This is a genomic window from Pseudomonas sp. M47T1, assembly GCF_000263855.1.
Classification (GTDB): domain Bacteria; phylum Pseudomonadota; class Gammaproteobacteria; order Pseudomonadales; family Pseudomonadaceae; genus Aquipseudomonas.
The window spans coordinates 1-20,033 of record NZ_AJWX01000034.1 but is presented as its reverse complement, the minus strand read 5'-3'; the positions used below and the strand labels follow the sequence as shown (position 1 = coordinate 20,033).

The following is a 20,033-nucleotide window of genomic DNA, read 5'->3' as shown; positions in this document are numbered from 1 at the left end:
CGGCAGGCAGGCCGCGTCACAGGCGCCACGGCCTTCAGGCGAGGCCCCGACGCGGCCTGGCGGCCTGATGGTGGTATTTCGGGATCGCCCTAAAATAAAAAACCGCCAGAAGGCGGTTTTTTTGTGGCTGCAAACAGGCTTAGAAGTCGAAGAACACAGTCTCGCCTTCGCCCTGGATGCGAATGTCGAAGCGGTAGGCAGTCTTGCCGTTCACTTCGCAGCGGGTGGCGATCAGGGTTTCGCGGCGTGCTGGCTGCTCGATCAGGTTCAGCACCGGGTCCTTCGCGTTGGCCTCGGCTTCGTCGCTGAAGTACAGGCGGGTTTGCAGGTGGATGTTGATGCCACGGGCAAACAGGCTGACGTTGATGTGCGGTGCCATGGGCACGCCGGCGGCGTTCTTGACCACGCCCGGCTTGATGGTGTGCAGGTCCCACTCGCCACCGTCGAAGGTGGTGGCGGTACGGCCGAAGCTGTTGAACGGCTTCTCCAGGTTGTACTCGGTGTCGTAGTGGCCGTTGGCGTCAGCCTGCCAGAACTCCAGGAACGAGTCGCGCACCTTGTGGCCGTTGCCGTCGTAGACGTCGCCCAGCAGGATGATGTGCTCGCCAGGGGCACCGGGCTTGGCCATCTGGTTCCAGATTTCCTGGTCGCGCGGCGGGTTGCCGGCAGCGCAAAGGGCCAGGCCGATGTGCACGTACGGACCAGCAGTCTGCGAAGGTGTTTCCTTGAGCAGGGTAATAGGCATGGTGGCGCTCTCCTCAGCAGTTTTCGAAGTGGGTCTTGCGCTGGCCGCGCAGCACGATGTCGAAGCGATAAGCCAGGCAATCCATCGGGTTTGCGTGGTTCATGTCGAGCCGGGCGATCAGGCTCTGCACCGCTTCAGGGTCGGCGATCGACTTGACGATCGGGCACATCGGGATCAGCGGGTCGCCTTCGAAGTACAGCTGGGTGATCAGGCGCGTGGAAATCGACGGGCCGCTGATCGATACGTGGATGTGCGCCGGGCGCCAGTCGTTGGGGCCGTTGCGCCATGGGTACGGGCCCGGCTTGATGGTGCGGAAGTTGAAATAGCCTTCGCTGTCGGTAACCATGCGGCCAACACCACCGAAGTTAGGGTCCAGCGGGGCCAGGTAGCGGTCGTTCTTGTGACGGTAACGGCCGCCGGCATTGGCCTGCCAGATTTCCACCAGGGTGTGCGGGATTGGCTTGCCGTACTGGTCGCATACACGGCCAGCCAGAATGATGCGCTCGCCGATGGGCAGGCCACCGTTGTTGAAGTTCAGCAGCAGGTCGTTGTCGTACTTGCCGAATTTCAGGTGCGAGAAATCAGGACCGGTGGACTCGCTGGCAGACTGGGGAATGCTCACCAGCGCCTGGCGTGGCGAACGCGCCACCGAGGTCTTGTAGTCGGGGGTCAGAGCTTTGGGGTGCCAATTACGATCACGGATAACGAAGCGACTGGTGTCTTGGGAAGACATGCCGTTCTCCTATTATTTGATTTATTGGGTCCTGCGGACAGGCTTCGGGCTAGTCTCAATGAAATTGCCTGTATCGAAAATTGAATAGTCGACTTGCATACATATCCATATGGTTATCTTAAGTCCTACCATGGAGTAACTCGCCCATGTTGTGGAAAAAAGGCCGACGCAGCGACAACGTGGTAGATGCTCGCGATGACGATTCCGCTGCAGGCGGCTCGGGCGGCGGCCTGCGCATCGGTGGCAAAGGCTTGAGCCTGACCGCAGTGGTATTGATAGTAGGCTTCGGCCTGCTGACCGGCCAGGACCCCATGCAGATTCTCGGACAACTGACCGGGCAACTGACACAGCCTCAGTCGGTGCCGGTGGACACCCGCAATCGCCCTGCACCACCGGCCAACGATGAGCAGGCCGATTTTGTCCGCGCTATCCTGGGCGATACCGAAGACACATGGGGCCAGATATTCCAGCAGGCCGGGCGCCAGTATCAGGACCCCAAACTCATTCTCTTCCGTGGCCAGGTCAACTCGGCCTGCGGTTTCGCCACCTCGGCCACCGGCCCGTTCTATTGCCCGGGCGATCAAAGGGTGTACCTGGACATGGATTTCTTCAAGGAACTGAGCCAGCGCTTTCACGCGGCCGGCGACTTCGCCCAGGCATATGTGATTGCCCATGAAGTGGGCCACCACGTGCAAAACCTGTTGGGTATCCCGGCCAAGGTGCAGGCAGCACGGCAACGGGGCGAACAAATGGAGGGGGCGAACGGTTTGTCGGTCAGGCAGGAGTTGCAGGCCGATTGCCTGGCTGGGGTGTGGGCCTACCATGCGCAGCAGCGGCTGCACTGGTTGGAACCGGGGGACGTGGAGTCGGCGCTGAACGCCGCCAATGCCATTGGCGACGATCGCTTGCAGCAGCAGAGCCAGGGACGCGTGGTCCCCGACTCCTTCACCCATGGTACTTCAGCCCAGCGCGTACGCTGGTTCAAGACCGGTTTCGCCCAGGGTCAGATCAACCAGTGCGATACCTTCGGCACGAAGAACCTGTGATCAGAATGCAGCCTTGATCTGTACACCGGCCATCAGTGCGTTCTGCGTGTTGACGCCGTAGAACGCGCCTGGCTCCTTGATGTACTGCACGTCAGGACGCACGGTCAGCCACTTGGTGACTTGGGCGGTGTAGCTCAGCTCGATCAGTTGCTCGCCGCTGTCCAGGTTGCTGATGTCATCCGCGGCAGCTGCGGTGGAGGCTGCGGCAATCTGGTTGTCACGGGTGTGCGGGTTCAGCACTGCGCGGCCGTAGGCAAGGCCGATGGCGTCGTCAGGACGGCTGTCGAACGGCTTGTGCAGCACCACGCCTGCCGAGTACCAGTGATGGAAAGGCGAGGTGGCCACGTCGGTCTGGGTAGCCTGGCCGAACACGTGCAGGTTGCGCTTGGGGTCGGTAGCCGAATGCCATACGGACTGGTCGGCCAGCACGTAGGAGCCGGAACGGCCGGCAGCGGTACCGTTGTGGTCGATACGCGCGGTGTCGGAGGTGTCGTAGTACCAGCCGAACTTGTACTGGCCGTCGTATTCGCCGGCGTGGGTGTAGATCAGCTCGATCGGCATGATGGTGCCGGTGTAGTGATCAGGGCTCATGCGCAGCGCGTATTTGGACTCGCTGTTGGTGATAGGGTTGACCTCGAACGCTGCGGTCTGGATAGCCCACTCGTCGTTGATCTTGTACTTGAGCATGCCGCCCCAGTGGCCGGTCGGGGCGTTGGTCCAGCCGCTGCCACCGGACATCGACAACGGGTGGGCGCAGAAGCCGGCGTTGACGAAGTTGGTCAGGATGCTCATGCCGCCGAAGTCGTTACCCATGGGCATGAAGCCCACTTTCATGTCCAGGTTGGGCGTGAAAATGGTGCGCTCGTAGCTGACTTCGCTGATACGGGTGTACTGGCCACCGTAGATTTCCTGCACCGGCAGGCGGTTGCCTACCAGGTCGTTGGAAGCACTGTTGCCGCGACGGTCAGTGACCATGACCTGCACGGTACCGCCGTTGTCGATGCCCAGGATCTTGCTCAGATCGAAGCGTGCGCCGATGCGCAGTTGCTGGGCGTAGCGGGCACCGTGGGACTCGCCACCGTGAACGGTACCGAAGGTTTCCGACACGTAGTCGCTGGTGATCTTGATGCCTTCGTTTTCCAGGCGCGTGCGCTCGCCGCCCCAGTTACCGGTCATCAGCGAGTCATCGGCCTGGGCCACGCCCGGAACGGCAACCATCAGGGAGCCCAGCGACAGGCCGGCCACAAGGCTCGAAGTCTTGATGCAACGCGAGGATTTGATCAGCATGATTCTCTACGGTTTGTTGTGTTCAGAGGGGGTGTCGGCAGGGCGGGGCAAATGCTGAGCCTAGTTCGAGGGGTGCATCATAATGACGCACCCGTACTGAATTAAGACCAATGGTAACAAAAAACTATTTCAAATTTTAATAAAATGATCGGAATAGTTAGTTTAAGTTCATTTGCAGGTATGCGAAGGTCGTGCGGGGCATTCGCGCCACAAAAGCGGCATTGCAAGAATCAGCTTTCGGCCGCTTGTGGCCGTCTCGTAGCTGCCGCCAGGCTGCGAAACTGAGCTGCGGGGCGGTCATCCGCCGCCAGGCTGCAAAGGCGCGCGCAGCGTGCCCGCGATCAACATGACACCGCAGGAAACGCCTGCGGGCCTTTCGCAGTCTGGCGGCAGCTTCTACGACAGTGACTCCTCGCAAGGCAATTGCGGCTAATGGATTTAGCGGTTGGCGAGGTGCAGCAGGTCTGTGCAGGTGGGGGCGTGCCAGTCGGTCAGCTCTGGCCAGGGGTTGTCGGGCAGGTTGACCAGTACGGTGTGGGTGCCCGCTGCCCGGCCGCAGTCCAGGTCGAAGCGGTAGTCGCCGACCATGACCATCTGCGACGGTGCCACGCCCCAGCCTCGGGCCAGCTTGAGCAGGCCATCGGGGTTAGGCTTGGGCAATGCGTCGTCGCGCCCCAGCACATCCTCGATGGCAAAGCAGTCGGCAATGCCGATGGCTTCCAGGGTGATGTGCGCCAACTCCCGCGCGTTGCGGGTCAGGATGCCCAGCGTATGTCCGCGGGCCGCCAGGCTGCGCACCAGTTCCACCGCGCCGTCGGCGGCACGGGACGCTACCGCCAGTTCGCGTTCGTGCTCCAGCAACCAGGCGTGCTTGGCCGCAGCTACGTCGGCCGGCAGGGCGGCCAGATGGGTGAGGATGTCATCCTCGGGCGGGATCTCCAGCGCCACGCGAATGGCCGCGAAGTCATGCACGGCCACCGTCAGGGTACCGTCCATGTCGAACACCCAGTGGCTGACCCCACCCAGGCTCATGCCCAGTCCTTGCGATGACGAATCAGCCCTTCCTGGGCCGACGACGCCACCAACTGGCCGGCGCGGTTGTACACGCTGCCGCGGCAGAAACCACGCGCATTGCCCGCCCAGGGGCTGTCCATGGCATACAGCAGCCAGTCGTCGGCACGCAGGTCACCGTGGAACCACAGGGCGTGGTCGAGGCTGGCCAGTTGCATGTCCTTGTGCCATACCGATTTGCCGTGGGGCAGCAACGAGGTGGTCAACAGACCGAAGTCCGAGGCGTAGGCCATGATGTATTTGTGCAGTGCGGGGATGTCGGGCAGCGTGCCGTCGGCGCGGAACCACACGTATTTGACTGGATCACCCGCCGCCGGGTTGTAGGGGTTGCGCTCAGTTACCGGGCGTACTTCGATAGGCTTGGGGCACAACAGCTTGTCGCGGATGTGCTCGGGCAGCAGGTGAGCGTTCTTCTGCGTCAGCTCAAGCTCGGTGGGCAGGTTTTCCGGGCCGACCACCGCCGGCATCGATGCCTGGTGCTCGTAGCCTTCCTCGTCGTACTGGAACGATGCGCTGCAGGTGAAGATCTGCTGGCCTTTCTGCACCGCCGTGACCCGACGGGTGCTGAAGCTGCCGCCGTCGCGTACCTTGTCAACCATGTACACCACTGGCAACTGGGCGTCGCCGGGGCGCAGGAAATAGCCATGCAGTGAATGCACGTGGCGCGCGTCCTCGACCGTCTGGCTGGCCGCCGACAGCGACTGGCCCAACACCTGGCCGCCGAACAGCTGGCGGAAGCCCAGGTCCTGGCTGCGCCCGCGGAACAGGTTTTCCTCGATCGGCTCAAGGGTCAACAGGTCGACCAGATCGTCCAACACATGGCTCATTCGAACTCTCCAAAAAACAGTAACTGTGCCCGTGAGGCGAGACGGTAGTGGCAAATGATACAGAACTTTGCCGGGGCAAACCCCAGTGCCGCGACGTTGGTCTAGCCGTGCAGGGTTTCGCGCCACTGGTCGCGGTTGATGCGGTACAGCACCTGGCGCTCCAGCTCGTGCCCCCGGGGCAGTCGCGGGTGGTCGAAATCGCCCCAGGGGTCGCGCTGCATGCCGATGGCCTGCATTACCTTTTCCGACGGCAAATTGCACTGCGCGGTGAACGACACCACCTCGTCCAGGTTGAGCTGCCCGAAGGCCACGCGCAGGCTGGTCCACGCCGCCTCGCTGGCAAAGCCCAGGCCCCAGTGCCGGCGCGCCAGGCGCCAGCCAATTTCCACTGCGGGCGTAAACGGGGCGTCGAAGCTGACGTTGGCAAGGCCGGTGAAGCCGATGAATGCCCCGGTGTCCTTGCGCTCCAGCGCCCACAGGCCAAAGCCGTACTCATTGAAGTGCCCGCGAATACGGCCAATCAACGCGGCGCTTTCAAGGCGGCTGAGCAGCGCTGGAAAATAGCGCATCACCTGCGGGTCGGCCGACATGGCGGCGAATTCCGGCAAGTCTTCGTCGCGCCACGGGCGCATCAGCAGCCGCGCACTTTCCAGCTCCAGGATTGGTTTCATTGATTGAATCCCCCATGCAGTCCTTGAAGTTTACCGTGACCGTGGCAAGAATCGGACACCCTCCAGCCTAGAAATGCTCATGCCGCTGCCACTGATCTACCACGACGATTACAGCCCGCAGTTCCCACCCGAGCATCGCTTCCCCATGGACAAGTTCCGCCTGCTGCGCGACCACCTGGTGGACAGCGGCCTGACTCGGGATGCCGACCTGCTGCGCCCGGCCGTGTGCCCCGCCGATACCCTGGCCCTGGCCCATGACCGTGACTACATCGAGCGCTTCATGAGCGGCCAATTGGGCCGCGAAGACCAGCGCCGCCTGGGCTTGCCGTGGAGCGAGGCACTGGCCCGACGTACCGTGCGCGCGGTGGGTGGTTCGTTGCTGGCCGCCGAGCAGGCGCTGCAACACGGGCTGGCCTGCCACTTGGCCGGCGGCACCCATCACGCCCATTACGATCACCCGGCCGGGTTCTGCATTTTCAATGACCTGGCGATCATCAGTCGCTACCTGCTGGCCAGCGGCCGCGTGGGCAGTGTGCTGATCTTCGACTGCGACGTGCATCAGGGCGACGGCACGGCGCGCATCCTGGCCAATACGCCGGACGCTATCACCGTGTCGCTGCACTGCGAAAAAAACTTCCCCGCGCGCAAGGCCGACAGCGACTGGGACATTCCCCTGCCCATGGGCATGGGCGATGCCGACTACCTGCAAGTGGTGGACGACACGCTCAATTACCTGTTACCGCTCTACAAGCCCGACCTGGTGCTGTATGACGCCGGGGTGGATGTGCACAAGGACGACGCCTTGGGTTACCTGCAACTCACCGACGCCGGGGTGTCGGCCCGCGACGAACGGGTACTGCGCCATTGCCTGGGCCGCGACATTGCGGTGATGGGCGTGATTGGCGGCGGCTACAGCAAGGACCGCCCGGCCCTGGCCCGTCGCCACGGCCTGCTGCACCACAGCGCCCAGCGGGTGTGGACAGATTTGGGGCTCTGACTTATTCACAGCGACTTACCCACATCCGCTGTGGAACCGCCTGTGGATAACCTGCGGGCAAGCTCTGCCACGCCAGTAACAGCGCGGCCTGCAGGCTGCTGTACGTTTTTTATCCACTGGCGATGAGATACACTGCACGGCTTGTTTAGCACCGTGTAGCCGCCCATGTCCGATTCCCTGCCCACCCCTGCCCATCACGTCGCGATCATCGGCGGCGGCCCTGCCGGGTTGATGGCAGCCGAAGTCCTCAGCCAGGCCGGCGCGCGCGTCGAGGTGTTCGACGCCATGCCGTCGGTGGGGCGCAAGTTCCTGCTGGCCGGGGTGGGCGGCATGAACATCACCCATTCCGAGCCCTACCGCGCCTTTATCGGCCGCTACGCCGAACGCCAGGAAGAAGTAGGCGCCCTGCTCACAGGTTTCAATGCGGATGATTTGTGCCAGTGGATTCATGGCCTGGGCATCGCCACCTTCATCGGCACTTCCGGCCGCGTGTTCCCCACCGACATGAAAGCGGCGCCGCTGTTACGCGCCTGGCTCAAGCGCCTGCGTGAACAGGGCGTAGTTATCCACACCCGGCACCGCTGGCTGGGCTGGAACGCCGACGGCAGCCTGCACATCAGCTATCCGGACGGTGAACGGCTGCTCAAGCCCAACGCCACGGTGTTGGCCCTGGGCGGCGCCAGCTGGGCGCGGCTGGGCTCGGACGGCGCCTGGTTGCCCTGGCTGGCGGCACGCGGCGTGGGCATTGCGCCCTTGCAGGCGGCGAACAGCGGTTTTGAAGTGGCCGGGTGGAGCGACCTGCTACGGGAGAGATTCGCCGGTGCGCCGCTGAAAAACGTCGCCCTGCACCTGGCTGGCGCAGCCCCGCGGCTGGGCGAAGCGGTCCTCACCGCAGGTGGTATCGAAGGCAGCCTGGTGTATGCGCTGTCGGCGCAGATCCGCGAGCAGATCAACGCTTGCGGGCGATCGACCGTCTACCTGGACCTGCTGCCGAACAAGCCTGTGGATAAGGTCGCTGCCGCGCTGAACAAGCCACGGGGCTCGCGCTCCATGGCCAAACACCTGCACAGCGCGCTGGGCATCGACGGGGTCAAGGCAGCGCTGCTGCGAGAATTGACCGACAAGGCCACCTTTGATGACGCCCAGGCACTGGCCGGGGCCATCAAGGCGCTACCCATCGTGCTGGTGCGGCCACGGCCGCTGGATGAAGCCATCAGCACCGCGGGCGGCGTGCGTTTCGAGGAAATGGACGCCGGGTTGATGCTCAACGCGGTACCGGGGGTGTTCTGTGCGGGGGAGATGCTGGACTGGGAAGCGCCTACCGGCGGTTACCTGCTGACCGCCTGTTTCGCCAGCGGGCGCAGGGCCGCCGAGGGTGCACTGCAGTGGTTACGCCAGCCGCGATGCTGATTGATGCCACAGCTGCCGCCAGGCCGTAGGCTGCCGCCAGGCCGTAGGAGCTGCCGCCAGGCTGCGAAGGCGCGCGCAGCGGGCCCGCGATCGACATGACAACGCCAAAGGTCCTGCAGACCTTTTCGCAGCCTGGCGGCAGCTACGGGGAGCCAGCCTCAGGGCTTGCGCTTGCGCGGGCCGGTGTTGAACGCGGGCACTTTGCGTACCGGCCGGGCCGCCGGGGCGACGATTTCGGTTGGCGTTTCGCCGCTGTCCATCCACTTGCCAAGCGTGCGCTTGCCGCCCGAAACCTTGGGCTTCTTCGGCTTTTTCGGTTTCTTCAGCACATCGCCGGTGGCGTTGGTTTCCGGCACACGGTGATCAGGTTCAAAACCGCTTTCTTCCTGACGCTTCAGAGTCTGGCGGGTCAATACCTCGATGGCCGACAGCAGTTGCACTTCATCCGCGCACACCAGCGAAATCGCTTCGCCAGTCAGGCCAGCACGGCCCGTACGGCCAATGCGGTGCACGTAGTCTTCGGCCACGATGGGCAGGTCGAAGTTGACCACAGTGGGCAGGTCGTCGATGTCCAGGCCACGGGCCGCTACATCGGTGGCCACCAGAACCTGTACTTCTCCGGCCTTGAAACGGTCCAGGGCGCGCTGGCGCGTGGCCTGGGGCTTGTCACCGTGAATGCCGTCGGCGTTGATGCCCAGGCCTTGCAGGCGCTCCACCAGTGCGTCCACGCCGTTGCGGGTCTTGGCGAACACCAGGGTCTGCTTCAACTTGAGCTTCTTCATCAGGTGGATGAACAGCTCGGGTTTGCGCTTCTTGTCCACGGTCACCACCCACTGCTTGACCGTGGAGGCAGCGACGTTGCGCGGGCTTACTTCAATGCTTTGCGGGTTGTCGAGCATCTGCCCGGCCAGCAGGCGAATGGCGTCCGAGAAGGTGGCCGAGAACAGCAGGGTCTGGCGCTTTTTCGGCAGGGCGGCGTAAATGTCGCGCAGCTCTTCGGCAAAGCCCAGGTCCAGCATGCGGTCGGCTTCGTCCAGCACCAAGGTTTCCAGCTGGGTGAATTTCACCGCGTTCTGGCGATACAGGTCCAGCAAGCGGCCCGGGGTAGCCACCAGCAGGTCGACACCCTTGCGCAGCTTCATCATTTGCGGGTTGATGCTTACGCCGCCGTACACCGCGTAAGTGCTCAGCGGCAGATGCTCGCCGTACTCGCAAATATTCGCGTGCACCTGCTCAGCCAGCTCGCGGGTAGGCACCAGCACCAGCGCACGCACGTGGTTGCTGGCCACTTTCGGGCCTTCCATGGTCAGGCGCTGCAGCATCGGCAAGGCAAAACCGGCAGTCTTGCCGGTGCCTGTCTGAGCTGCGGCCATCAGGTCGCGGCCGGCTAGCACGGCCGGGATGGCCTGGGCCTGTACCGGCGTCGGGGTCTGGTAGCCGAGGGTTTCCAGGGCGCGCAGCAGGGGTTCAATCAGGCCAAGGGTGGCGAATGTCATCAAGGGTACCGTCAGGTGAAGTTCTGCAATGCGCTCAGTTTACCTTGTCAGAGCCTGTTGCGGCTTGCGCCATTGCGGCAGACCGATCAATACCACGGCGCCGATGATCACCGCCATGGCCAGGCACTCCGGCGCACCAATGTGCTCACCGGCGAAAACGATGCCCAGCATCACTGCCACGGCCGGGTTCACGTAGGCATAGCTGGTGGCCGCTGCCGGACGCACGTGCTTGAGCAGGTAGCCGTAGGCGCTGAACGCCAGGATGGAACCAAACACCACCAGGTAGGCCAGCGCGCCCCAGCCGGCGGGCGTGGGCCATTGGCTCATGCGCTCGCCGCTCAGGGCGCTGCCCAGCAACAGCACCACGCCACCCATCAGCATCTGCGCGGCACTGGCCATGGGCCCGGCAGGCAATGACAGCTGGCGGCTCCAGATGGAGCCGAAGGCCCAGGCGGCGGCCGCGAACAGAATCAACGCCGCGCCCATGGGGCTGGCCTGCAGGTTGGAGCCCAGGTTGAGCAGGCCGATACCCACCAGCCCCAGGGCCACACCGGCCCATTCCAGGCGGGTGTTGCGGTGCCCCCAGAGCATGGCGAACAGCAACGCAAACAGAGGCACCGTGGCCACCGCCAACGCCGCAACGCCCGAGGCCACGCCAATGTGCTCGGCCAGGGTCACCCCGCCGTTGCCACAGCTGAGCAACAGAAAGCCGATGGCGCCCGCGCTTTTCCATTGCTGCCAGGTGGGGGCCGGCACCCCGCGCCAGCGCAGGAAGCCATACAAAAGACTGCCGGCGGTGACGAAGCGGATGCCGGCCATCAACAGCGGCGGCCAGGATTCCACGCCAATGCGGATGAACAGGTAGGTTGAACCCCAGATGAAATACAGGGCGAGAAACGCGCCGATCAGGGGCAGCGGAAAGCGGCGAGTGGCAGACAAGGGAGGGCTCCGTGCTCAGGTTATTATTGAGTGCGCACTTTAGAAGACTAGGCGCCGCGGTGCTTGCGCAGGGCGTCGCCGATCTTGGCCGCCGGCACTTTCTGCAGGGTGCAGAACAGGTCGTGGTTCACCTGGCTCAAGCCATGGGTACCGCGCAGCTCACCCGCCAAATGCTGGGTCAGGTTGGCCGCCATCTCGGCATCGGCCATGGCCCGGTGAGCGGTGCCAGTGTCCGGCAGGCCGGCCCAGCGGGTCAGGGTACCGAGCTTGTGGTTGGGCGCCGAGGGCATCAGCCGGCGCGCCAGCAGCATCGAGCAGGCAAAGCGCTGGCGGCGCTCGCGGCGCAGCAGGCCGAGTTCGAAATCCCAGAAGCGCTGGTCGAACGACGCGTTATGCGCCAGCAGCGGCGTGTCACCCACGAAGTCCGCCACCTCCCCCATCACCTGAGCCGCTGGCGGCGCGCTGCGCACCATGGCGGTGGAGATGCCGGTCAGGCTGGTGACGAAGGCCGGCACGCTGATACCCGCGTTCATCAGGCTCTGATAACGGTCCACGATCTGCCCGCGCTCGAGCATCACCACGGCAATTTCGGTGGCACGGCAATAGGCACCCGGCGAAATACCGGTGGTTTCAAAGTCGATGACGGCAATACGGTCCAAAACAACTCCAGGGGTTCAGTTCTTGAGCAACAACGCGCCTTCGATGGGCACGTAGCGGCTGGCGGCGCGGATCAGTGAATTGGCGGTCAGCCCGGGCACGCCGTAGGCCACTGCCTGCACGCCGTGCTTGTGGATGATGCGTTCGAGCAGCATGTCGAAGTCGCCATCGCCGGAGGCCAGTACCACTTCGTCGACGCGGTCGGCCACGTCCATGATATCGATGGTGATGCCCACGTCCCAGTCGCCCTTGGCCGAACCGTCACTGCGCTGGATATACGGCTTGAGCTTTACCGTGAACCCCAGGTTGCGCAGGATCTGCTGGAACTGTTGCTGCTTGCTGTCGCCGCGGTCGATGGCATAGGCATACGCCTCGACGATCTGGCCGCGCTGGCTGATGTCAGCCCACAGGGCCGCATAGTTGAAATGACAGCCATACGCCTGACGAACGGTGTAATAGAGGTTTTGTACATCGGCGAACACCGCGATTCTTTTCACCGCACATCCTCGTGGCGCCGGAGCGCTCGACCTTGATCAGGCCGTCAGTATGCCAGTTGCAACGCGGGTGCTGGGAATTGTCTGGCGAAAACGACCCGCCGCAGGTGGCGGGCCGTTTACCGAGAGGGTCAGACGAAGGTGTCGTCGTCGTCGAAAAAGCTGCCGCCGCTGTCGTCGTTGAAGTCGGTGTCGGCAAAACCACCGCTGTCGTTGTTGTTGCCCCACGAATCATTATTGGCAAAACGCTCGGGTTCGTTGCCCCAACCGCCCTGGTCCTGGATCGGTGCGGGCTCTTGCAGCACCTCGACGATTTCCTGAGGCTGGTTGTTGTGGTGGAACAGGCTGCTGATGCCTTCGGCCAGCATTACGCCACCGGCCACACCGGCTGCGGTTTGCAACGCACCACGCATGAAGCCGCCACCGGCCGGGGCCGCTGCCTGTTGAGGCGGTGGTGGTGGCGCGTACTGCGGCTGCTGCTGCGGTGGTTGCTGGTATTGATTGCCAGGCTCGCGCCAGCCACCGGAAGACTGCGGTGCCGGGGCCTGGGCCGGTTCGGAACGCGAACCGCCACCAAAGATGCTCGACAGGAAACCACCACCGCCGCTGGGCTGCTGGCTGGCGGCCGCTGCCTGGGCCTGGGCTTGAGCCAGGTCGGCCTGCAGTTTCTTGACCTGCTCGTCCATGCGCTTGAGGGCCGCTTCCTGTACCAGGATGGCCTGGGCCATGTAATAAGGGACTGCCGGTTGCGCGGCCACATGTTCCTTGATCCGCTCGAACGCCTGGGCGTCGCGTGGTGCTGCTCCCGTTTCGGCTTGCTTGAGCCGGGTAAACAGACCATCGATCAGGGTTTGCTCTTCGCTGTTCATGGCGACCTCGTTAGATTGCCGGTAAAAATTCGGCCCGGCCCGGTATGGGCGGCCTGTGTACAAAATGGGGCACCTGCGTAACGGTTTCAATGGCTGCACTCGATGAAACTTCCTTCAGGCAGCCCGCCCCCGTCACGGTTGGAGCGGCTCGGCGCTTGGGCTAAAGTGTCGGCCTGCTTTTCCATATGCGATACCGACTGATGAACCCCTTGAGTGTACTGCGCGACTCCCTGTATTTCTTCCGCCGCAACCTGGCGGCCATTGCCCAGCTGTGCCTGCCATTGGTGGTGCTGGAAGCACTGGCCACGCAAATGGTGCAACACACCGTGGGGCCAGATGCCTCTCCTTTGTATGACATCAGTGTTGGCCTGCTGTTCTACCCGCTGTACGCCGGCGCGCTGATTCTGTTTCTGGACGCCCGCAGCAAGGGCCTGCAACCACTCAAGCGCAACCTGTTGGCCGTGACCCTGCGCATGTGGCCGTATTTCGCCCTGCTGGCCGCCAGCAGCACCCTCTTGATCATGCTGGGTATTTCGCTGTTCGTGCTGCCGGGGCTGTACGTGATGGTCAAGCTGGTGTTCGCCGAATACCTGCTGGTGCTGCGTGGGCTAACGCCCATGGCCGCCATGCGCGACAGCTTCCAGCTGACCCAGGGGCATTTCCTGCGCATCATGACCTGCGTGTTTGGCGCCTTGGTGCCATTGTGGGCCATCGACATCGCCAGCAATGCCATATGGCCAGACCCCAGCAACTGGCAGGCGCTGATGCTCGACAGCATCAACGGCTTCCTGCAGTTGTTCACCAGCGTGGTGGTGTACCGCCTGTTCATGCTGCGCATGGAAAACGTTGACCCGGCATGAGGCTTGGGCCGGGCCGCAGGCTCGGTTATGCTCGGGTGATATTGCCGAGCCATAAGCCGAGCCCATGACGCGACTACAGCGCAATACCCTGCTGGTACTGGTGGCCCTGGCGCTGCTGTTGGCCCTGCTGGTGTACACCTTGACCTGGCACCCGCTGCCACGGGAAAAGCTAGGCCAGCTGTGCCGCGGGGCCGCGCCGCAACTGGTGCCGGGCCAGGCGCTTAAGGTGATGACCTGGAACGTCCAGCACCTGGCCGGCAAGCAGTACGTGTTCTGGTACGACGTGCCCGATGGCAGCGGCCCGGACGACCGCGCCAGCGCCGAAGACCTGGCCTACAACCTGGACGAAGTGACACGGGTCATCCGCGATGAACAGCCCGACCTGTTGCTGTTTCAGGAACTCGACGACGGCGCCAAGGCCAGTGACTACCAGGACCAGCTGTCGTTGCTGCGCGCGCGGATCGTCGACTTGTACCCGTGCAGTGTGGATGCCTTCGACTGGAAAGCCGACTTTATTCCCAACCCGCATATCCTCGGCAGCGTCGGGCGCAAGCTGGCGACCTTGAGCCGCTTCCAGATCGTGCAAGCCGAGCGCCAGCAACTACCCCAGCCCGAAGGCCATTGGCTGACGGCGCCATTCAGGCCGCATCGCGCGCTGCTGACCAGCTACCTGCCGATTCAGGGTGGCGGGCAACTGGCCGTGCTCAACACGCATCTGGATGATTACGTGCCCGGTGAGGACACGCAAGTGCGCCAGATGCAGGCGATCCTCAAGCGCGTCGACCGCATGGAAAGCCATGGCACGCCCTGGCTGCTGGGCGGCGACTTCAACGCCCTGCCCCTGGGCCAGGCCGTGCGCCTGGCCGCCAGCCAGCGCCCGGCCTACCCGGCCGACAGCAGCCTGCACCTGCTGTGGGATCGCTACCCGATGATCCCGGACAACCGCGAAGCCAGCGGCGAAGACCGCAGCGACTGGTTCACTCACTACCCCAACGACCCGGCAATACCGGCGCCTGACCGCACCCTGGACTACCTGTTTCACAGCCCCAAGCTCAAGCGCATTGAGGCGCGCGTGCGGCAGGATGATACCGAGGAGATTTCGGACCATATGCCGCTGACGGCGCGGTTGATGTTGCCGCCGCCGAGTCGTTGATTGCACTTGCGGGAGCTGGCTATTTGCGCGGTTTGATGCGCGCGGTGGGCTCGGCGATCAACGGGTCATCCGGCCAGTAGTGCTTGGCACCACGTGAGTGCTCTGGAGATTGACAGGCTCCATAGCCAATAATATAGGCACTTTCCGAGAAATACCCGTGACACTGGTTGACCGTCAATCTGTAAGCACTTGATTGACAGTGAATAGACGGGAATGCCGCTTGATTGACACTCGTACCAGGGTGACTGCCTGCGAAGGCAGTAACAGGATTGACACGCCCTCTTGGTAGCCATGGGATAGAACAATTCCGACATTCCAATAACGCTGAGAAATGAGCTTCGAGGCGCACCGTTACCCACCCACTAAGCCTGCATCTTACTCAACGCAGGAATGTGCTCAAAAACAAACTAAGACCTCCCCATTCATCGAGCCCTAAATACTTCGTCACACGACAGCCTCCGCTGTGGGTTAGGCTGCTTGAGCTTTCTCACCTCATCGCAAACTAGGTCGACAACTCGGCAAGCTTGAGCCACCATCTCAACCCTGCGCACGGATGTTTTTCAATTTCAGCCAACTACTAAGTCTTGGCGCATCCTTCGCATTGATTGCCGAGCAAGCATCCTAGGAGTCATAATTCCGTGAAAGAATTCACTCATCCGGTATCAAATATTGCCGTATTTCACGATGAGGAAAGACATTTCCTAGAAGCCTTGACACGCTGGAATTACTTCCCAAACCAAAAGGACTCCGCAACCGAATTACCCCCATGCTTCTCAACAAGTAGGTTCACGCCAGAAATCGCTGATGAACTAGCAACCATAAACCCAAGTCAAGAGCGTAAAAAATATTGGTTCGACCTTGTGGAATACAAGGCTACGCGATTCAACAATGTTCCTCGGGTGCTCAGCCTAATACACCCCCGCGCCTATGCCAGAGTATATTCAAATCTGAAGAAAAACAGAGTAGAAATACTCGAATCAATGAAAGATGATAACAGCGTCATCACTGCCGAACAGCACAATGATGGTCGCATGTTCATCATGAATTATGAAGACCATGAAACCAAAACCAAAAACACCTTGGAAATTAGTTTTGGTGCAAGCTTTCGGGCTCATGCTGACGTGGCAAATTGTTTTGGCTCTATCTATACGCACTCTCTAGAATGGGCTGTTCAAGGTTATGAAAAAGCCAAAGAGCGGCTGCAAGAACGTGGAGAAAAGCACTGGAGTTCGACCCTCGACATAACGCTGCGCAATGCAAAACGCAACGAGACTTCCGGCCTACCTGTAGGCCCTAGCTCCTCAAGCATTGCGGTGGAAATAGTTCTGGCTGCGGTAGACAGGGAGCTTGCAGGGAAATTTCGCTTTGTACGTTACATAGACGATTATACGGCCTATTGCGAGACGCATATTCAGGCTCAAGAATTCATTCGTGCTTTGAGTATCGCCCTATCTCGATATCGTTTAACGCTAAATCTCAGCAAAACAAAAGTAACTGAGCTACCTGAACCACTGGTGGACTCTTGGGTTACCAAATTAGCTAACGCCACCCCATGGAGAACAGACTCCAACGGCGCCTTGACCCTCTTCACTCATGAGGCAATCAACTTCCTTGACTATGCCGTACATTTGAACAAGGAGGTGCCTGATGGCAGCGTATTGAAGCTAGCGGCAGGCCTAATCTGCCATAGAGCTCAGGGTGATACAGCCGCCACAGTATTTCAATACATTCTCAGCCTAAGCTGGCACTACCCAATACTTCTGCCTCTTCTTGAAAAGATTGACGCCACCTCGGACTACTACAAAAAAGAAACCGTCATTGCAAAACTCAATGAAATCCTGAAAACCAATGCCATACACCGCCGTTCGGACGGCATGTGCTGGGCGCTATATTACCTGAACCAGCTAAGCTCTCACCCAACCGATGGAAACGTAGAATTGGTTATTCAGACAGGTGATGCAACAGCGATTGCTCTGCTTAGCATCTTCGAGCCTGCTACAGATGCTGTTGTTGCGCATGCCCGGCAGGTGATTGAAAACTGCACCCTGTACGAACTTGATCAAAATTGGATTCTGCTTTATCAGCTTTTCCTCCAAGAAAAGATAGAGAACCCCTACGCGGACGATCCCACATTCGAAATCCTGAAAAAGCATGACGTCCAGTTCATCAACCCACCAAAGAAAGCTTCCAAGGCTGAAGACTACTGCTTCTATTATTCGAACCCATTTAGAGAAAAAAATGAATCGCCGGTAGGATTCCAGGATTACTTGGACGGAAAGTATTGACCGGCGGCTTTTCTCACCAATCAGGGGTACGCCTGTCGTGCCCCCCTTGGCCTGAAGAAACCTTCACCCTCAAGCCTCCTGCCTAATGTGAGCAGCGCCCCCCCTTGCCGAGTCTGGCAGGACGTTGCAGATCTGTCCGAAAAATTCACCCGACGTGACCAGTATTCAAGAGACAGGCTGAACGCCCATTGATTAGGATTTAGTAGTTTTTGATCCACAATCCTTTGCAACCAATCCAGCACTAAAACGCCAACGCCTCAATTGATATCGCCCCCCCCAAAGGAATGCTCATGACCGCCACCAATGCCCTGGCTCAACAATTAAGGACAGCTCAGCACGTTGTTGTCTTCACAGGCGCTGGTGCATCAGCTGAGAGCGGCATCCCGACTTTCAGAGACGCATTGACGGGACTATGGGAGCGCTTCGATCCTGCTCAACTCGCCACCTGCGAAGCATTCAGAGCCGATCCTGCCTTGTGTTGGGGGTGGTACGAGTGGCGTCGGCAGAAGGTTGGGCAGGCGAAGCCGAATGGAGCGCATCTCGCTATCGCCGAGCTCGCCAGGCATGTGCCCAATCTAACGGTGATCACTCAAAATGTTGATGACCTTCACGAGCGCGCTGGCAGCCAGGATGTGATTCATCTACATGGCAGCCTGCATTCGCCTCGGTGCATCGATTGTGGGCAGCCGTATACCCTACCTCTCACGTCTGACGCCTTGCCTGAGTATGGGAGCCGGATTGAGCCGCTGAGATGCAGTGCGTGCAATGGGTATGTGAGGCCTGGAGTTGTATGGTTTGGCGAGATGCTGCCCGAAAGCGCATGGAACGCAGGTCTCGCAGCCGCAGAGGAATGCGATGTCTTCCTCTCGATTGGTACTTCCGGGATTGTTTACCCAGCTGCTGAGCTACCGCTACGTGCACTGGGCCATGGGGCGACCGTTGCTCACGTTAATCCTGCGCGGTTCGATATCAGCGGTCAGGAGCACTTTCTCGTAGGCCCTGCCTCGGTGATGATGCAGAGCCTGCTTCGCGAAGCCTTTGGCGACTATCCTGTCTCTTAGCTGGATGGCTACTTCGGTAGATCCGTTTTGGGCTTGACCCCTTAGGGGCACGGCTGGCGTGAACCAAACCCTGGCTTGCGCCAAGTTTTGGCCCTGCGGGCTTTCATCCTCACGCTTGTGGCCCGTCGCGTGGCCGGCGCGCTCCGTTTGCGCTGGAGATGTACACCACGAAGGAGTCGCCGCGACGACGGTAACGTTCCCCCACCGACGCGCAGAGCCTCTGCTGCACCGTTTCAAGGAAAACCGGCGTGGCTCAATTTCGACCCTTGAAACATTCGATTGTTTTGCCTTCGTTCACAGTATGCTTCGTGAGAATGGTAAAATGTAAGTGTGCTTCATACGATGAAAAATCAAAAATCAGATAAAGGATTATAATTTGAAGTCCCTACCATTTCATGGAATTATCTTTTTAGAAAAATCAGAAAAGATTGGATATTTAGATGGCACCGTGCATGTTGCATTGTGCACGATGGCTGCAGAGGTTTTTCTTGAGGATCTAAAAAGCTACTACCAGTCCGTTGCCAAGCTGCGTCCGTACTCGTCCCCAAGTACACTATTCAACATGAATCCTCAAACAAAATACGCCGGGGGAGGACTTTTCATTAACGGCCACATGGAGTACCTCCAGCCAAGCGAGCGCGAACTGGAAGACTTGATAAATAGAATCGAGAAAGATCGACTTATTGATAAGTATGAGACAGTCATAAAGAGCTTGAACAAAAACTGGAAAAAGGGAGAAGATGAAGACTACAAAAATTTGAAGCGATTAATAACTCTAAGAAATAAACTCGTTCACATGAAATCAGATGAAATCGAGCTGGATGCGGACGGTAATGTCTCCGAACACCCGTGGGTTCTTAGCGAGCTTAAACGACTTAATGTCCTTGAAGACGAAAGCCACCACACTTCGTGGATTTACATGCTTGATACTGAAAAGGTTGTGAACTGGGCAAGGGTTACGGTAGTGAATGCAATAGCAGCAATGCTGGAAATCATCCCCGACACCCCTATTTCCAAAGGATTTCGCGACAGCTACGCTTCAGCTCTTAAAACCTTTAAATTCAAGTAAGTATTACCGTAGTTAAATGCCTTTGTTTTTTCAACACTTTGAACGACTGCAACGGATCGTACGGCAATCATCGCTGCGGTCGTTCAAGGTTTCTACGCGGGAACCTCGATTAAGCGAAACATGCGGACGTGAGGAGGAAATCCATTAGGGCCAGCATGCCTGCCCATGCATACGGCCTCTGGTATGGCTAACCATCTACCTGTAGTGGTCTAATGAAACCGGACACCCATTTAGGCGAGAATGCTCGCCACAGAGAGGTGTCTGATGACCAAGCAACGTCGTACCTTTACCCCTGAGTTCAAGCGCGAGGCGGCGTGCCTGGTGCTCGACCAAGGCTACAGCCATACCGAAGCAGCCCGTTCA

General features: G+C 60.3%; 20 protein-coding genes. 9 read left to right on the top strand and 11 right to left on the bottom strand.

Annotated features, from left to right (window positions below; all coding sequences use genetic code 11):
- Positions 1 to 139 precede the first annotated feature (139 nt).
- Both pcaG and pcaH read right to left on the bottom strand, forming a co-directional pair.
- Entirely contained in the window at positions 140 to 745 is a 606-nt protein-coding gene (pcaG, locus tag PMM47T1_RS25700) for a protocatechuate 3,4-dioxygenase subunit alpha (RefSeq protein WP_008374581.1), read from the bottom strand.
- 13 nt (positions 746 to 758) lie between these two features.
- Entirely contained in the window at positions 759 to 1,478 is a 720-nt protein-coding gene (gene pcaH / locus PMM47T1_RS25695) for a protocatechuate 3,4-dioxygenase subunit beta (RefSeq protein WP_008374579.1), read from the bottom strand.
- Between the two features lie 146 nt (positions 1,479 to 1,624).
- Here pcaH and ypfJ point away from each other — a divergent pair, with 146 nt between their 5' ends.
- Positions 1,625 to 2,524 (top strand): KPN_02809 family neutral zinc metallopeptidase, encoded by a 900-nt coding sequence (ypfJ, locus tag PMM47T1_RS25690; protein ID WP_008374577.1) that lies wholly within the window; start codon positions 1,625 to 1,627, stop codon positions 2,522 to 2,524.
- On the opposite strand, the gene PMM47T1_RS25685 is transcribed toward ypfJ, so the two are convergent.
- The 4 genes from PMM47T1_RS25685 to PMM47T1_RS25670 form a co-directional block, all read right to left on the bottom strand.
- Complete coding sequence (locus PMM47T1_RS25685; protein ID WP_008374574.1) at positions 2,525 to 3,811, bottom strand: carbohydrate porin; 1,287 nt, start codon at positions 3,809 to 3,811, stop codon at positions 2,525 to 2,527.
- Between the two features lie 438 nt (positions 3,812 to 4,249).
- The gene (locus tag PMM47T1_RS25680) at positions 4,250 to 4,843 is read right to left on the bottom strand and encodes an HAD family hydrolase (protein WP_008374573.1); all 594 of its coding nucleotides are present in this window, start codon (positions 4,841 to 4,843) and stop codon (positions 4,250 to 4,252) included.
- On the bottom strand, positions 4,840 to 5,709 hold the full coding sequence (tesB, locus tag PMM47T1_RS25675; RefSeq protein ID WP_008374571.1) for an acyl-CoA thioesterase II: 870 nt from the start codon (positions 5,707 to 5,709) through the stop codon (positions 4,840 to 4,842). Before tesB ends, PMM47T1_RS25680 begins: the two co-directional genes overlap by 4 nt.
- A gap of 101 nt (positions 5,710 to 5,810) precedes the next feature.
- Positions 5,811 to 6,380, bottom strand: a complete 570-nt coding sequence (locus PMM47T1_RS25670; RefSeq protein ID WP_008374570.1) for a GNAT family N-acetyltransferase — start codon at positions 6,378 to 6,380, stop codon at positions 5,811 to 5,813.
- Between the two features lie 79 nt (positions 6,381 to 6,459).
- Here PMM47T1_RS25670 and PMM47T1_RS25665 point away from each other — a divergent pair, with 79 nt between their 5' ends.
- Complete coding sequence (locus PMM47T1_RS25665; RefSeq protein ID WP_008374568.1) at positions 6,460 to 7,377, top strand: histone deacetylase family protein; 918 nt, start codon at positions 6,460 to 6,462, stop codon at positions 7,375 to 7,377.
- 165 nt (positions 7,378 to 7,542) lie between these two features.
- Entirely contained in the window at positions 7,543 to 8,787 is a 1,245-nt protein-coding gene (locus PMM47T1_RS25660; RefSeq protein WP_008374566.1) for a TIGR03862 family flavoprotein, read from the top strand.
- A 158-nt stretch (positions 8,788 to 8,945) separates the two neighbouring features.
- Here the strand turns inward: PMM47T1_RS25660 and PMM47T1_RS25655 are convergent, their stop codons facing one another.
- The 5 genes from PMM47T1_RS25655 to PMM47T1_RS25635 all read right to left on the bottom strand — a co-directional run bounded on the left by PMM47T1_RS25655 (position 8,946) and on the right by PMM47T1_RS25635 (position 13,242).
- The gene (locus PMM47T1_RS25655; RefSeq protein WP_008374565.1) at positions 8,946 to 10,283 is read right to left on the bottom strand and encodes a DEAD/DEAH box helicase; all 1,338 of its coding nucleotides are present in this window, start codon (positions 10,281 to 10,283) and stop codon (positions 8,946 to 8,948) included.
- Positions 10,284 to 10,322: 39 nt separating this feature from the next.
- Positions 10,323 to 11,222, bottom strand: coding sequence for a drug/metabolite exporter YedA (gene yedA / locus PMM47T1_RS25650; protein ID WP_008374563.1), 900 nt, complete (start codon positions 11,220 to 11,222; stop codon positions 10,323 to 10,325).
- Between the two features lie 47 nt (positions 11,223 to 11,269).
- Positions 11,270 to 11,881: a 3'-5' exonuclease gene (locus tag PMM47T1_RS25645; protein WP_008374561.1), complete on the bottom strand. Its 612-nt coding sequence runs from the start codon at positions 11,879 to 11,881 to the stop codon at positions 11,270 to 11,272.
- A 15-nt stretch (positions 11,882 to 11,896) separates the two neighbouring features.
- Entirely contained in the window at positions 11,897 to 12,376 is a 480-nt protein-coding gene (locus PMM47T1_RS25640; RefSeq protein ID WP_008374559.1) for a LabA-like NYN domain-containing protein, read from the bottom strand.
- 128 nt (positions 12,377 to 12,504) lie between these two features.
- Positions 12,505 to 13,242 carry a DUF2076 domain-containing protein gene (locus PMM47T1_RS25635; RefSeq protein WP_008374557.1) on the bottom strand — a complete coding sequence of 246 codons (738 nt, stop codon included), beginning with the start codon at positions 13,240 to 13,242 and terminating at the stop codon, positions 12,505 to 12,507.
- 200 nt (positions 13,243 to 13,442) lie between these two features.
- Here PMM47T1_RS25635 and PMM47T1_RS25630 point away from each other — a divergent pair, with 200 nt between their 5' ends.
- The 6 genes from PMM47T1_RS25630 to PMM47T1_RS29595 all read left to right on the top strand — a co-directional run.
- Entirely contained in the window at positions 13,443 to 14,102 is a 660-nt protein-coding gene (locus tag PMM47T1_RS25630; RefSeq protein WP_008374555.1) for a membrane protein, read from the top strand.
- A gap of 64 nt (positions 14,103 to 14,166) precedes the next feature.
- Positions 14,167 to 15,255: an endonuclease/exonuclease/phosphatase family protein gene (locus tag PMM47T1_RS25625; RefSeq protein ID WP_008374552.1), complete on the top strand. Its 1,089-nt coding sequence runs from the start codon at positions 14,167 to 14,169 to the stop codon at positions 15,253 to 15,255.
- 638 nt (positions 15,256 to 15,893) lie between these two features.
- A complete protein-coding gene (drt4, locus tag PMM47T1_RS25620) occupies positions 15,894 to 17,540 on the top strand; it encodes an antiviral reverse transcriptase Drt4 (protein WP_238536660.1) in 1,647 nt (548 codons plus the stop codon).
- 290 nt (positions 17,541 to 17,830) lie between these two features.
- Positions 17,831 to 18,601 carry an SIR2 family NAD-dependent protein deacylase gene (locus PMM47T1_RS25615; RefSeq protein ID WP_008374549.1) on the top strand — a complete coding sequence of 257 codons (771 nt, stop codon included), beginning with the start codon at positions 17,831 to 17,833 and terminating at the stop codon, positions 18,599 to 18,601.
- A gap of 376 nt (positions 18,602 to 18,977) precedes the next feature.
- On the top strand, positions 18,978 to 19,670 hold the full coding sequence (locus tag PMM47T1_RS25610) for a hypothetical protein (RefSeq protein ID WP_043301529.1): 693 nt from the start codon (positions 18,978 to 18,980) through the stop codon (positions 19,668 to 19,670).
- A gap of 264 nt (positions 19,671 to 19,934) precedes the next feature.
- Positions 19,935 to 20,033: IS3 family transposase (locus PMM47T1_RS29595; RefSeq protein ID WP_008364576.1), on the top strand; the 99-nt coding region annotated here is incomplete at its 3' end.